This window comes from Microbacterium sp. ZW3a (genome assembly GCF_057167165.1).
In genome coordinates this window covers 1176438-1189855 of the sequence record NZ_CM169903.1, presented here as the reverse complement: position 1 = coordinate 1189855, position 13418 = coordinate 1176438, and the positions used below count along the sequence as shown (strand labels likewise).

General features: G+C 71.1%; 11 protein-coding genes. 7 read left to right on the top strand and 4 right to left on the bottom strand.

What is annotated here, in order from left to right:
* Positions 1–3: 3 nt before the first annotated feature.
* A complete protein-coding gene (locus ACU6WY_RS05510) occupies positions 4–300 on the bottom strand; it encodes a DUF1905 domain-containing protein (protein WP_483821449.1) in 297 nt (98 codons plus the stop codon).
* Between the two features lie 138 nt (positions 301–438).
* Between ACU6WY_RS05510 and ACU6WY_RS05505 the strand changes: the two genes are divergently transcribed.
* On the top strand, positions 439–1236 hold the full coding sequence (locus tag ACU6WY_RS05505; protein ID WP_483821448.1) for an alpha/beta fold hydrolase: 798 nt from the start codon (positions 439–441) through the stop codon (positions 1234–1236).
* A gap of 24 nt (positions 1237–1260) precedes the next feature.
* On the opposite strand, the gene ACU6WY_RS05500 is transcribed toward ACU6WY_RS05505, so the two are convergent.
* Together ACU6WY_RS05500 and ACU6WY_RS05495 are read right to left on the bottom strand one after the other, a co-directional pair.
* Positions 1261–2889 carry a cellulase family glycosylhydrolase gene (locus tag ACU6WY_RS05500; RefSeq protein WP_483821447.1) on the bottom strand — a complete coding sequence of 543 codons (1629 nt, stop codon included), beginning with the start codon at positions 2887–2889 and terminating at the stop codon, positions 1261–1263.
* A 21-nt stretch (positions 2890–2910) separates the two neighbouring features.
* Entirely contained in the window at positions 2911–4548 is a 1638-nt protein-coding gene (locus tag ACU6WY_RS05495) for a PucR family transcriptional regulator (protein ID WP_483821446.1), read from the bottom strand.
* Between the two features lie 151 nt (positions 4549–4699).
* Between ACU6WY_RS05495 and ACU6WY_RS05490 the strand changes: the two genes are divergently transcribed.
* The 3 genes from ACU6WY_RS05490 to ACU6WY_RS05480 are packed head-to-tail and all read left to right on the top strand — an operon-like array spanning position 4700 to position 8989.
* Entirely contained in the window at positions 4700–6187 is a 1488-nt protein-coding gene (locus tag ACU6WY_RS05490; RefSeq protein ID WP_483821445.1) for a CoA-acylating methylmalonate-semialdehyde dehydrogenase, read from the top strand.
* Positions 6188–6212: 25 nt separating this feature from the next.
* Positions 6213–7568, top strand: a complete 1356-nt coding sequence (locus tag ACU6WY_RS05485; protein ID WP_483821444.1) for an aminotransferase class III-fold pyridoxal phosphate-dependent enzyme — start codon at positions 6213–6215, stop codon at positions 7566–7568.
* Positions 7565–8989: a gamma-aminobutyraldehyde dehydrogenase gene (locus tag ACU6WY_RS05480; protein ID WP_483821443.1), complete on the top strand. Its 1425-nt coding sequence runs from the start codon at positions 7565–7567 to the stop codon at positions 8987–8989. Before ACU6WY_RS05485 ends, ACU6WY_RS05480 begins: the two co-directional genes overlap by 4 nt.
* A 6-nt stretch (positions 8990–8995) precedes the next feature.
* Here ACU6WY_RS05480 and ACU6WY_RS05475 read toward each other — a convergent pair whose 3' ends face one another.
* Positions 8996–9697: a HEAT repeat domain-containing protein gene (locus ACU6WY_RS05475; protein WP_483821442.1), complete on the bottom strand. Its 702-nt coding sequence runs from the start codon at positions 9695–9697 to the stop codon at positions 8996–8998.
* A 192-nt stretch (positions 9698–9889) separates the two neighbouring features.
* Between ACU6WY_RS05475 and ACU6WY_RS05470 the strand changes: the two genes are divergently transcribed.
* From ACU6WY_RS05470 to ACU6WY_RS05460, 3 genes are all read left to right on the top strand, one after another.
* Complete coding sequence (locus ACU6WY_RS05470; RefSeq protein WP_483821441.1) at positions 9890–10360, top strand: Lrp/AsnC family transcriptional regulator; 471 nt, start codon at positions 9890–9892, stop codon at positions 10358–10360.
* The gene (locus ACU6WY_RS05465) at positions 10357–11751 is read left to right on the top strand and encodes an aspartate aminotransferase family protein (protein WP_483821440.1); all 1395 of its coding nucleotides are present in this window, start codon (positions 10357–10359) and stop codon (positions 11749–11751) included. Before ACU6WY_RS05470 ends, ACU6WY_RS05465 begins: the two co-directional genes overlap by 4 nt.
* A 253-nt stretch (positions 11752–12004) precedes the next feature.
* The gene (locus ACU6WY_RS05460) at positions 12005–13327 is read left to right on the top strand and encodes an APC family permease (RefSeq protein ID WP_483821439.1); all 1323 of its coding nucleotides are present in this window, start codon (positions 12005–12007) and stop codon (positions 13325–13327) included.
* Positions 13328–13418 lie beyond the last annotated feature (91 nt).

Here is a 13418-nt window from a genome sequence, read left to right as displayed (position 1 = left end):
GTCTCAGGCGTCGAGGATGGAGAGACGGGCGAGGACCACTGCATCGGGGAGAATGCCCTCGCGCTCGCGCACCGCGCGCTTGAGCGCCAGGATGTACACGCCGCCGGCCTGCGGGAAGATCGACGTGCGCCACGTCGACGACCCGATCGTGGCCTCGACCCGCACGCCCCCGAAGCCGCGGCGGTGGGTCTGCGTTTCTCGGATGTCGTCGCTGAGCTCGGGAGGAAGCGCGACGAAGTACCAGCTGCTGTCGAGCCGAGCGTCCCACCGGAAGACCTCTCCCTCGAATTCCACGATCATGGCGTCTCCCTTCGACGGCGCCACCCTACTCGGACGCGGAGGGCGACGGTGGGTGCTCTCCCCCTGGGGAGGAGCCGTCGGCGCACCGCGAGGTCAACGCCGACCGCGCCCGCGCGGGACTGTGCCAGGATCGGCGGAATGGATGCCGTCCCCGCCCTCACCGAGGTCCCCGATCCGCAGTTCGTCATCGTGGGCGACAACGTCCGCCTCGCCACCTACTCGTGGGGGGATCCCGAAGCCGCGACCGTGCTGTGCGTGCACGGCTTCGGCTCGAGCACGCGCGACAACTGGGTGAACACGGGCTGGGTGCGCGACCTGCTGCGAGCCGGCTTCCGTGTGCTCGCGGTCGATCAGCGCGGCCACGGCGCGAGCGACAAGCCGCACGACGCCGCCGCCTACGAAATGTCGGCGCTCGTGTCCGACCTCGTCGCCGTCCTCGACACGTACCTGCTCGACCAGGTGCACTATCTCGGATACTCGCTCGGCGGCCGCGTCGGCTGGCAGCTCGCCGTCGACGCCCCCGAGCACGTCGATCGCGCGGTGCTCGGTGGCATCCCGGATGGCCGACCGCTGGCACGCCTGCGGGTCGATCAAGCGCGCGCGTTCCTCGACCGCGGGGAGCCGGTTCAGGATGCCACGACCCAGCGCTACGTGTCGCTGGCCGAGCGCGTCGCGGGCAACGACCTGCGCGCGCTCGTCGCGATCGCGGAGGGGATGCGGCTGGGCGAGAGCGATCCCGACCCAGAGGCGCCGCCGCAGCAGCCGGTGCTGATCGCCACCGGCACCGAGGATCCCATCCACGATCAGTCCGCGCACCTCGCCGGGCTGCTCCCGCACGGCGAGTTCGTCGACATTCCCGGGCGCCACCACGTCAACGCTCCCGGGGCCCGCGCGTTCCGCGAGGCCGGCATCGCGTTCCTGTCGCGCGAGGTCTGACCGCCCCGACCGGCGCGAACGCGCTCAGGAGGCGCGGACGCTCAGCTGCGGCGCGGCCGGGGCGCTCGTGGCGGCCATCTGCACCCCGACGCGGACGCTCTGGCCCGCCGCCAGCGACGAGGCCCAGCCGGATCCGCGACACGTCACGGTCGACGACTGGATGCCACACGTCATGCCCCAGGCGTTGGTCACCGCGGTGGCGCCCGGCGATTCCCACGACACCGTCCACGCGGTGACCGACCCGGTCGCGCGGAGCACGATCTCTCCCACGTAGCCCTCGCCCCACGCGCTCTGCGGAACCCAGGTGGCGGTCAGCGCGGTCGCGGGCGGTTTCGGGGTCGCGGTCGGCTTCGGTGTGGCGGTCGGCTTCGGCGTCACCGAGGGCTTCGGCGTCGCGGTCGGCTTCGGCGTCGCGCTCGGCTTCGGCGTCACCGAGGGCTTCGGCGTCACGCTCGGCTTCGGCGTCGCGCTCGGCTTCGGCGTCACCGACGGCCGGGGGGCGGGCGTGAGGATCGGTCGGAGGGCGGCCAGCTTCCCGGCCTGCGGCGTACGCCAATCGTCGGCGACGAGCCCGCCGGTGTCTCCGCTGTTGGGGTTGAACGACCAGTAGGCGTAGCTGATGCGGTGCTCCGCGAGGTAGGCGACGATCTCGCTCAGCCATGCCCTGTCGCTCGGGGATTCCGCCTTCGTGCCGAACTCCCCCAGGAGCACCGGAGCGATGTTCTCCTTCACGAGGTATCCCCAGTGGGCATCCCAGACGGCTCGGAGATTCGCGGGGTATCGGGGGTCGGAGAACCACGGCTGCGGGTACACCGAGGCGGGGTAGTCGTGGGGCGAGTAGACGACGCGGTTCTTCACGCTCAGTGTCACGGGCGCGCTGCGCACGTCTTTCAGACCGCCGCCCCACCAGGTGTTCGAGCCGTCGTTCTGGCGCTCGACGCCCTCGACGACGATGAGGAGCTTCGGGTTGACCTTCAGGATGGCGTTGCCCGCGCGCGTGGCGGCAGCGCGCCAGTCCCGCGCCGGGTCGGCGCAGTTCCAGCACGCCGGCCCGTGCGGCTCGTTGTGCAGGTCGACGCCGATGACCGTGGGGTCGTTCTTGTAGCGGGCGGCGAGCATCGTCCAGTCGTCGATCCACCGCTTCTCGGGGTACTGCGCGGTGTACCAGAGCTCGCTCTGCGAGCCCGAGTCGGGACGATGGCGGTCGAGGATCACCGACAGACCGTGCGCCTTGGCCCGCGCGATCACCGTATCCAGGAGCTGCAGCGGCGTGAGCGCCGCGAGCCCCGGGTTGGCGTGGGCGTTGATCGAGGTCGTCTGCGTGGCCGCGAGGCACTCGTTCGAGAACGGCAGGCGGAGGGAGGTGAACCCCATCGACGCGATGGTCGCGAGCCCCTCGTCGAGCGAGATCGTCCACAGCCCGTGGGGCGCGCAGTTCGAGGTCTCCATGCCGAACCAGGCGGCGGCCGTGATCGTGTACGGCGTTCCCGTGGAGGTCACGATGGTCGACCCGCGCGTCGACAGCCACCCGGGCAGTCCCGCGGCCGAGGCCGGTGGAGCGGCGATCGCGCCGGCGAGCAGGAGCCCGGCGGCCGCCGCGATGCCGGCCAGGCGCGTCCACGCGCGTCGCCGACCTGGCCGCCGCTCACCCATGCACGCCCCCGCTCGTCCCGGTCATCGTAGCGGTCGGCGCTCTCCCGGCAAGGGCAGCACGGTGTCCGCTCCCGCGCGCGTGGCGCGGTGCGCCCGGTGCACCACGAGCGCGAGGTGCAGCGCCGCCAGCACCTCACCGTCGTCGAGGTCGACACCCAGCACCCGTTCGGCGAGATCGAGCCTCTGATAGAACACCGACCGCGACACGTGCGCCGCCGCGGCGGCCGCCGTGCGATTGCCGGGGTGGGCGACGATCGCCGAGAGCGCCGCCAGCAGGTCGCGCCGACGCGCGGCCGGCGCGGCCAGGACGGGGGCGAGCAGGTTCTCGCCGTGCTCGAGGAGACGGTGGTCGCCGCGCAGCGCCGACACGAACCGCACGAGAGGATGCCGCACCACCCAGTGCACGGCGCCCTCGGGCAGGTCGCCCACCTCCGCCAGATCGAGGGCCTGTTCGAGGGACGCGAGCACTCGCGCGACGGACTCCGCATCCCCGCCGTCCACGCGCGGGCCGACCGAGAGCCGGGGCGGGGGCCCGGCACCGTGCAGACGCGCGAGGAAGCGGTCGGCGACCCCGCCCGCGAGCGTCGTTCCCGAGGGCACGGCCAGGAGTACCGGCATCCATCCGCCCGCGCGATCGTCCGCGTCGCGCGGGCTTCCGCACAGCGCCCGTCCGCCGAGGTCGCCCGCCGCGGTCTCCACGGCGGCGGCGTCTGCCCCGTCGACGGCCAGGCCGAACAGCGTCGCGGTCGGCACGTCCACGCGCGCGGCTCCGAGGCGGGCGACGACCTCGGCCGCCGAGCCGTAGCGTCCCCCCAGCAGCGCGTCCATGAGCCGGCGGCGTCCGAGCCTCGCCCAGTCGTCGCCGTCGGGATCGGCCAACCGCGCCAGAGCGAGCGCCGTCGCGCCCTGTTCCAGCACCGCGCGGCGCCCGGCGGGGTGGGCGGGTCCGTCGAGCGCGACGAGGGTCGCCCACCGGATGCCGCGGGCCTCGACCGGCACGACCGATCGGCCATCCGCGGCGTCGGTGCCGGCCCGCCGCGAGCGCTCCTGCCAGTCGTGGAGCACCGTGTGATCGGCATCCGCCAGCTCGGCCACGATCACCTCGTGCGCGAGCGACTCGAGCACGACCGGCGCGCGCAGGGTGTGGGCGAGCCGTTCGACGACGTAGTCGGCCGGCGCACCCCGGAGGGCGAGCGAGGTGAAGAGCGTGCGCACGTCGTCGCGGGCGCGCAGGGCCGCGGTCTGCTCGTCGATGATCCGGCGGTGCACCTCCTCGGTCACGGCGACGAACTTGATCTCGCGGTGCAGGGCAATGAGCCCCAGTCCGGCGCGGCGCGCCGCCGCAATCACGACCGTCGGGACGTAGCGGTAGTGCGCGCCCAGCTCGATCACGATCCCCACCAGCCCCGCCTCGACGAACTGCGCGACGAGCGCGCGAAGATCCGCGGGGTCCTCCGGCCAGGCCGAGGCGGTCGTCAGCAGCAGTTCCCCGCCCTCGAGCAGGCGCGCCACCCCCGGGCTGTCCGAGACGTGCACCCACCGCACGCGTGCCTGCAGTGCGGTTCCGCCCACGAGCACCTCCGGCGCTCCGGCGGCGAGCGCGGAGGTCTCGACCACCTCGGCGAGCGTCGGCAGTCCGCGGTCGTGCGCGGGGGTCATGGCATCCGGACGATCTGTCCGAACAACCGGTTCTTCGGGACGATCAGCCACCCGCGCTCCCTCTCGTCATGCCGCACAATCGGCAGGAGACACCCTATGACGCCGCCGGTCGATCTGTCCGGTACCGCCGCAGCACCCCAGGAGGATCCGCATGACCGTCATCCACCACCACATCGACGGCACCGCCCGCGGCACCGCGGAGCGCACCGGCGACGTCTTCGATCCCGCGACGGGCGAGGTGCAGGCGCGGGTCGCCTTCGCCTCGACCGCCGAGGTCGACGAGGCGATCGCCGCCGCGAAGGCCGCGCTGCCCGCCTGGCGCGCGACGAGCCTCATCAAGCGCGCCGACGTCTTCTTCCGGCTGCGCCACCTCCTGGTCGAGCGCACCGACGAACTCGCCGCGATCATCACCGCCGAGCACGGCAAGGTGCTCTCGGATGCCAAGGGCGAGATCAGCCGCGGGATCGAGAACGTCGAGTTCGCCGCGGGTCTGGTGCACCTGCTGAAGGGCGAGCACGCCGAGCAGGTCAGCCGCGGGGTGGACGTACACTCGGTCAAGCAGCCCGTCGGTGTCGTCGCGGCGATCACGCCGTTCAACTTCCCCGTCATGGTGCCGCTGTGGATGACGGCCTCGGCGATCGCGTGCGGGAACACCGTCGTCCTGAAGCCCAGCGAGAAAGACCCCTCGGCCGCGATCTTCCTGGCGAAGCTATATGAGGAGGCGGGGCTCCTGGCCGGTGTCCTCAACGTCGTGCACGGCGACAAGGTCGCCGTCGACGCTCTGCTCGACTCCCCCGACGTGCGCGCGGTGAGCTTCGTCGGCTCCACCCCGATCGCGAAATCCATCTACGCCCGCGCCGCCGAGAACGGCAAGCGCGTGCAGGCCCTCGGCGGGGCGAAGAACCACATGGTCGTGATGCCCGACGCCGACCTCGACTCCGCCGCCGACGCCGCCGTCTCGGCGGCGTACGGCTCGGCCGGCGAGCGCTGCATGGCCGTCTCGGTGCTCGTGGCGGTGGGCGATGACGTCGCCGACGCGCTCGTGGAGAAGGTCGCGAGCCGCATCGCGGGTCTGAAGATCGGTCCCGGAACGGATGCCACGAGCGAAATGGGCCCGCTCATCACGCGCGAGCACCGCGACAAGGTGGCGTCCTACGTCACGGGCGCCACCGCCGAAGGCGCCGAGGTCGTCGTCGACGGCACGACGCAGGAGTTCGACGGCGACGGCTTCTTCATCGGCGTCTCGCTCGTGGACCGCGTCGCCCCCGGCATGAAGGTGTACGACGACGAGATCTTCGGCCCCGTGCTCTCGGTCGTCCGCGTGAAGAGCTACGACGAGGCCGTCGCCCTCATCAATTCCAGCCCCTTCGCCAACGGCACCGCCGTCTTCACCCGCGACGGCGGCACCGCCCGCCAGTTCGAGTTCGACATCGAGGTCGGGATGGTCGGCGTCAACGTCCCGATCCCCGTCCCCGTGGGCGCGTTCTCGTTCGGCGGCTGGCGCAACTCGCTCTTCGGCGACTCGCACATCTATGGCCCCGAGTCGATCCACTTCTACACGCGCAGCAAGGTCGTCACGACCCGCTGGCCCGACCCGAGCGAGAGCCAGATCAGCCTCGGCTTCCCCAGCAACCACTGACCCCGCGGCATCCGAAGGAGACACCATGAGCATCACCGATCCCGCCGCCGAGGCGCAGGTGCGCGCCGACGACCGCGCGCACGTCTTTCACTCGTGGAGCGCCCAGGCGCTCATCGACCCGCTCCCGGTCGCCGGCGGCGAGGGCGCGACCTTCTGGGACTACGCCGGCAACCGCTACCTCGACTTCGCGTCACAGCTGGTGAACCTCAACCTCGGCCACCAGCACCCCGACCTGATCGCCGCGATCCAGCGGCAGGCCGGCGACCTCGCCACGATCCAGCCGGCGATGGCCAACGGTACGCGGGGCGAACTGGCCCGGCTCATCTCCGAGGTTGCTCCCGCCGGCATGTCCAAGGTGTTCTTCACCAACGGCGGGGCGGATGCCAACGAGAACGCGGTCCGCATGGCGCGCCTGGTCACGGGCAAGCGCAAGGTGCTGGCGATGTACCGCAGCTACCACGGCAACACGTCCACCGCGATCACCCTCACCGGCGACCCGCGGCGCTGGGCGAACGAGCCCGCCGACGCCTCGGTGGTGCACTTCTTCGGCCCCTACGCCTACCGCTCGGCGTTCCACGCGGCCACGCCCGAGGAAGAGACGGCGCGCGCGCTCGAGCACCTCGAGCAGACGATCATCCTCGAGGGGGCGTCGACGATCGGGGCGATCATCCTCGAGACCGTCGTCGGCACCAACGGAGTGCTCGTGCCGCCGCCCGGCTACCTCCCCGGCGTGCGGGCGCTCTGCGACAAATACGGCATCCTCTACATCGCCGACGAGGTCATGGTGGGGTTCGGCCGCATCGGCGAGTGGTTCGCGGTCGACGCGTTCGACGTCGCGCCCGACCTCCTCACCTTCGCCAAGGGCGTCAACTCCGGCTACGTGCCACTGGGCGGCGTGGTGATCTCGGATGCCATCGCCAGCCACTTCGACACCGTCCCCTTCCCCGGCGGCCTCACCTACTCCGGCCACCCGCTGGCGTGCGCGCCGGGCATCGCCACGTTCGAGGTGTTCCGCCGCGACGGGATCCTCGAACGCGTGCGCGACCTCGGCGAGCGCGTCGTCGGGCCGCGCCTGCGCCAGATGGCCGAGACGCACCCCTCGATCGGCGAAGTGCGCGGGCAGGGCCTGTTCTGGGCGATCGAGCTCGTGCGCGACCGCGAGACCCGCGAGCCGCTCGTGCCCTTCAACGCCGCGGGTCCGGCCGCAGCCCCCATGACGGCGTTCGCCGCGGCGTGCAAGAAGGCGGGCCTGTGGCCCTTCACGCACTTCAACCGCGTGCACGTCGCTCCCCCGCTCGTCATCTCGGAAGACGACCTCGTGCGCGGCCTCGACATCATCGACGAGGCGCTGAGCATCGCCGACGAGGCGGCCGCGTCGTGAAGCTGCTGCAGAACGTCGTCGACGGAGTCTCCACGCCCTCGACCGGACGCCTGCTCGACCTGGTCAGCCCCGTCACCGGCGAGGTGTACGGCCAGGCGCCGTGCTCGACCGACGGCGAGGTGGATGCCGCTTTCGCCGCGGCATCCCGGGCCTTCGTGTCGTGGCGCCTCACGACTCCGGCGGCACGACAGCTCGCGCTGTTCCGGCTCGCCGACGCGCTCGCCGCGCACGCCGAGGAGTTCGCCGACCTCGAGTCGGAGGACACCGGCAAGCCCAGGGCGACCCTCGTCGCCGACGAGATCGAGCAGTCGATCGACCAGCTGCGGTTCTTCGCCGGGGCCGCGCGCGACCTGGACGGGCGGGCCGCCGCCGAGTACACCGAGGGCTTCACGTCGTACGTGCGTCGCGAACCCATCGGGGTCGTCGCGCAAGTGACGCCCTGGAACTACCCGCTCAACATGGCGGTGTGGAAGATCGCCCCCGCGCTCGCGGCGGGCAACACCGTGGTGCTGAAGCCCAGCGAGACCACACCCCAGACGACGGTGCGCCTCGCGCAGCTCGCCGCCGAGATCCTGCCGCCGGGGGTGTTCAACGTCGTGCTCGGCGACCGCGAGACCGGCCGCGCGCTCGTCGAGCACCCGACGCCCCAGCTCGTGGCGATCACCGGTTCCGTGCGCGCGGGCATGCAAGTTGCCGAGTCCGCCGCGCGCCAGATCAAGCGCGTGCACCTCGAACTCGGCGGCAAGGCGCCCGCGATCGTGTTCCCGGATGCCGACCTCGACGCGGCCGCGGCCGGGATCGCCGAGGCGGCGTTCTTCAACGCCGGCCAGGACTGCACCGCCGCGACCCGCCTGCTCGTGCACTCCTCGCTGCACGATGCTCTCGTGGAGCGGCTCGTCGCCCACGTCCGGGCGCGAGTGCGCGTGGGCGCCCCCGACGACCCGGAGGCGTTCTTCGGCCCGGTCAACAATCCCGATCAGCTCGCGCGCGTGCAGGGCTTCGTCGACCGGTTGCCCGCGCACGCGCGGGTCGTCACGGGAGGGGAACGCGTCGGCGACACCGGCTGCTTCTTCGCCCCGACGATCGTCACCGGGCTGCGGCAGGACGACGAGCTCGTACAGGAGGAGGTGTTCGGCCCGGTCCTGGCCGTGCAGTCGTTCGACGACGACGCCGAGGCGCTGGCCCTGGCCAACGGCGTGCCGTACGCCCTCGCGGCATCCGTCTGGACCCGCGAGCACGCCCGGGCGATGCGCTTCAGCCGCGACCTGGACTTCGGGTGCGTCTGGATCAACGCGCACCTCCCGTTCGTCTCGGACATGCCGCACGGCGGCTTCAAGCACTCCGGGTACGGCAAAGACCTCTCGGTCTACGGCTTCGAGGACTACACGCGCCTCAAGCACGTGATGTCGAGCCTGGCCTGACGCGCCTCAGGCGTCCGGGGCGTCGGGCGCGTGCGGGGTCTCCGGCGCGTCCGGGGCCTGCGGCGCGTTGCGGACGGCGGCGACGCGGCGCGCCGCGTCGAGGGCGCCCTCGAAGCCGGCGTCCGGGTCGTCGAGCAGCGCGCGCGTTGCGAGCGCGTGCACGCGCACGGCCTCGTCGTCTGACGCGGTCGCACGGTCGATCGCCGGGCGAGCGTCCTCCCCGACCATCACGAGGGCGCGGCTGAGGCTGCGGCGCGTCTCGATGTCGCCCCGTCCGAGATGCACCGCGAGGTCGGCGGCGAGATCGGCGCGCTGCGCATCGGGCACGAGACCCGCGGCGGCCCGCCAGGCGGCCCGAGCCACGGCGGACTCCTCGTCGTGCAGGAGCGCGGGGGTGATCGCGGACCACGTCGTGGGGTCGCCGATCTTCGAGAGGGTATGGAGGCCCTGACTCCGGGCCTGTGGGAAGGGCGACTCCAGCTCCGGCCGCAGGGCGGCGATCACGCGTGCGGGATCGTGGCGGGTCAGTGCCCACGTCAGCATGTCGCGGACGAAGAAGTCGGGCTCGATCGCGCACCGGGACACGAGCACGTCGACGAAGGCGTCGTGGGGGCGCGTCCCCGCGTCCATGGCCGCGCGCAGGCGCTCCGAGGCATCGGCCTGTTCCAGGGCAGCGCGCAGACCCGCCGCGATGTCACCGTCGCTCATGGGGGCTCCTTCCCTTCGTCGCCCGGACAGCTTGCCATCACGCCCCCGGTGCGTCGACCTCCTCGACCGGCGAGCGGCGGGCCATTCGGCATCCATCACCGCCTCCACGACGGTTTCCGCGTTGTTACAGCCTGGTGAAAGGCAATTCCGTCATTGAACGCGCAGGTAAACGACTGATACCGTCGCGGCAACATGAGCATCTCATCGGAACGCCGGCCTGCCCTCGACGACGTGTCGAAGGCGATCATCGAACAGCTCCAGGAAGACGGCCGCCGGTCCTACGCCGAGATCGGCAAAGCCGTCGGCCTCAGCGAGACCGCGACACGCCAGCGCGTGCAGAAGATGCAGGACGCCGGGGTTCTGCAAATCGTCGCGGTCACCGATCCGCTCCAGCTCGGCTTCGCCCGCCAGGCGATGATCGGGGTCCGGGTGTCCGGCGACACGCGCATCATCGCCGGCCAGATGGCGGAGCTTCCGGGCGTGACCTACGTGGTCTCGACCGCGGGCTCCTTCGACCTCCTCGTCGAGGTCGTGTGCGAGAGCGACGACGACCTCATTGACCTGCTCAACGACCGCATCCGGTCGTTGCCCGAGGTCGTGGCCACCGAGACGTTCGTGTATCTGAAACTCCACCGTCAGCTCTACAACTGGGGAACACGATGACCCGCTACGACACCGACCAGCAGAACGATCTCCAGTCCCAGGCCCGCGACCACCTGTGGATGCACTTCGCCCGTCAGTCGGTGATGACTGACGGTCCCGGTGTGCCGATCATCGTCAAGGGCGAGGGACACCACATCTGGGATGCCGCCGGCAAGCGGTACATCGACGGGCTCGCCGGGCTCTTCGTGGTCAACGCGGGCCACGGGCGGCGGCGTATCGCGCAGGCCGCCGCGAAGCAGGCCGAGGAGCTGGCGTTCTTCCCCCTGTGGTCGTACGCCCACCCCGCCGCGATCGAGCTGGCCGACCGCCTCGCGCACCTCGCCCCCGGCGACCTCAACCACGTGTTCTTCTCGACCGGGGGCGGCGAGGCCGTCGAGACGGCCTTCAAGCTCGCCAAGCAGTACTGGAAGACCCAGGGCAAGCCCACCAAGCACAAGGTGATCTCGCGCGCGATCGCCTACCACGGCACGACGCAGGGCGCCCTGGCCATCACCGGGCTGCCCGTGATGAAGCACATGTTCGAGCCCGTCACCCCCGGTGGATTCCGCGTGCCGAACACGAACTACTACCGCGCCGAGGAGTCCGGCTTCGGCGGCGGTACGCCCGAGGAGTTCGGCCTGTGGGCCGCCGACCGCATCGAGCAGATGATCCAGTTCGAGGGACCCGAGACGGTCGCCGCCGTCTTCCTCGAGCCCGTGCAGAACGCCGGCGGCTGCTTCCCGGCCCCCGCGGGATACTTCCAGCGCGTTCGCGAGATCTGCGACCGGTACGACGTGCTGCTCGTCAGCGACGAGGTCATCTGCGCCTTCGGGCGCCTCGGGCACTACTTCGGCGCCACCGCGTACGACTACCAGCCCGACATGATCACGTTCGCCAAGGCCGTCACCAGCGGCTACTCGCCCCTGGGCGGCACGATCATCAGCGACCGCGTGTACGAGCCCTTCGCCCACGGCGACGCGTCGTTCCCCCACGGCTACACGTTCGGCGGGCACCCCGTCTCGGCGGCCGTGGCGATGGAGAACCTCGACGTGTTCGAAGAGGAAGGGCTGCTCGAGAACGTCCGCACGAACTCCCCGCTGTTCCGCTCGACGCTGGAGAAACTCCTCGACCTGCCGATCGTCGGCGACGTGCGCGGCGACGGCTACTTCTTCGGCATCGAGCTGGTGAAAGACAAGACCACGAAGGAGACGTTCGACGACGACGAGTCCGAACGGCTCCTGCGGGGATTCCTCTCCAAGGCGCTCTACGACGCGGGCCTCTACTGCCGTGCCGACGACCGGGGCGACCCCGTCATCCAGCTCGCGCCGCCGCTGACCCTCGGCCCGTCCGAGTTCGACGAGATCGAGCAGATCCTCCGCTCGGTCCTGACCGAGGCCTGGACCCGCCTCTGACGGCGCGGGAGCGGATGCCGCCGACACCCCGGCGGCATCCACTCCCCCGCTCCCCGCTCCCACCCCGAGCGGTGCTTTCGATGCTGTACCCGACACCATCCGTCCGGCCGCGATCAGGGATCCCGGCCCGCACCCTCTAGGAGGAGCCACGAACGAGAACACCCGTGCCGCTGCGGCGGCACCCTCGTCATCGGGCGCAAAGCTCGCTCGCACCCTCGGCCTGTGGTCGATTGTGGGTCTCGGCCTCGGCTACATGACCCCCACCGTCGTGTTCGACACCTTCGGCCTCGTCGCCGAGGGGACCAACAACGTCGTGCCCGCCGCCTACGCGGTCGCGCTCATCGTGCTGATCTTCACCGCCATCAGCTACGGCAAGATGGTCCGCGCCATCCCGAGTGCCGGGTCGGCCTACACCTACGCCCGCGAGTCGATTCACCCGAGCGTCGGCTTCGTCGTCGGCTGGACCGCCCTCATCGACTACATGCTCCTGCCGATGGTGAACGCCCTCATCCTGCGCAGTTACATGGAGGCGCTCTTCCCCGATGTTCCCGGCTGGATCTGGGTCGTCGTCTTCACCGCCGGCGTCACCGGCGTCATCTACCTGACGATGCGCGGAACCTCGAACGTCAACATGATCCTGCTCGTCTTCTCGATTCTCGTGATGACGGTGTTCGTCGTGATGGTCGTCGTGCAGCTCGTCGGCGGCGCCGGCGCCGGGACGGCCGTGTCCCTCGCGCCCTTCGCCCACAGCGAGGTGCAGTTCGGCGCGGTCCTGGCCGGCGCCACCATCGTGTGCTTCTCGTTCATCGGTTTCGACGCGGTGTCGATGTACTCCGAAGAGGCGAAGACCCCGAAGATCATGCCCCGCGCGATCCTGCTCACGCTCATCGCCGGCGGTGTGATCTTCCTCGTCGCCTCGTACGTGACGCAGTTGCGCTTCCCCGACTCGAGCGTCTTCCCGCCCGAGGCGATCGAAGACAGCACGCTGCCCGAGATCGGCCTCCAGGTCGGCGGTCCGGTGCTGCAGGCCGTCCTGACCGCGGCGGGCTTCGCCGCGACCCTGGCGTCGTGGCTCGCCTCGCACGCCTCGGTGTCGCGCATGCTCATGGTGATGGGGCGCAACAACGTGCTCCCCCGCCGGATCTTCGGGTTCATCAACCCCAAGACGCACACCCCGACGATCTCGATCATCGTCGTGGGGCTCGTGAGCCTGCTGGCGATCTCGTTCACGCTCGAGCAGATCGCGGCGTACATCAACTACGGCGCCCTCATCGCGTTCACGTTCGTGAACATCTCGGTGATCGCCTGGTTCGCGATCCGCCAGGGTCTGCGCAAGACGCCGGGCGACATCTTCCGCTACATCGTGATGCCCGGCATCGGCATGCTGCTCACGGGGCTGCTGTGGGTGAACCTCGACGGGCACGCCCTCGTCGGCGGTCTCATCTGGACCGGCCTCGGGGTGGTGTACCTCGTGATCCTCACCCGCGGGTTCCGCCGCCCGGTCGCGTCGTTCGACGAGAACCAGCCCGTCACCGGCGTCAACAAGACCGTCCCGGGCCCGCGCTCGGAGGTCTGACCCGCACGCCACGGCCGCGGCATCCCTCGCCCGTTCGGGAGGGATGCCGCGGTCGCGGCGTGTCCGTGCCGCGGCGTGCCGTGTGCCGGAC

Coding starts and splice junctions, on each gene's coding strand:
- ACU6WY_RS05510 (WP_483821449.1), bottom strand. CDS start 300: ATGATCGTGGAATTCGAGGGAGAGGTCTTCCGGTGGGACGCTCGGCTC.
- ACU6WY_RS05505 (WP_483821448.1), top strand. CDS start 439: ATGGATGCCGTCCCCGCCCTCACCGAGGTCCCCGATCCGCAGTTCGTC.
- ACU6WY_RS05500 (WP_483821447.1), bottom strand. CDS start 2,889: ATGGGTGAGCGGCGGCCAGGTCGGCGACGCGCGTGGACGCGCCTGGCC.
- ACU6WY_RS05495 (WP_483821446.1), bottom strand. CDS start 4,548: ATGACCCCCGCGCACGACCGCGGACTGCCGACGCTCGCCGAGGTGGTC.
- ACU6WY_RS05490 (WP_483821445.1), top strand. CDS start 4,700: ATGACCGTCATCCACCACCACATCGACGGCACCGCCCGCGGCACCGCG.
- ACU6WY_RS05485 (WP_483821444.1), top strand. CDS start 6,213: ATGAGCATCACCGATCCCGCCGCCGAGGCGCAGGTGCGCGCCGACGAC.
- ACU6WY_RS05475 (WP_483821442.1), bottom strand. CDS start 9,697: ATGAGCGACGGTGACATCGCGGCGGGTCTGCGCGCTGCCCTGGAACAG.
- ACU6WY_RS05470 (WP_483821441.1), top strand. CDS start 9,890: ATGAGCATCTCATCGGAACGCCGGCCTGCCCTCGACGACGTGTCGAAG.
- ACU6WY_RS05465 (WP_483821440.1), top strand. CDS start 10,357: ATGACCCGCTACGACACCGACCAGCAGAACGATCTCCAGTCCCAGGCC.
- ACU6WY_RS05460 (WP_483821439.1), top strand. CDS start 12,005: ATGACCCCCACCGTCGTGTTCGACACCTTCGGCCTCGTCGCCGAGGGG.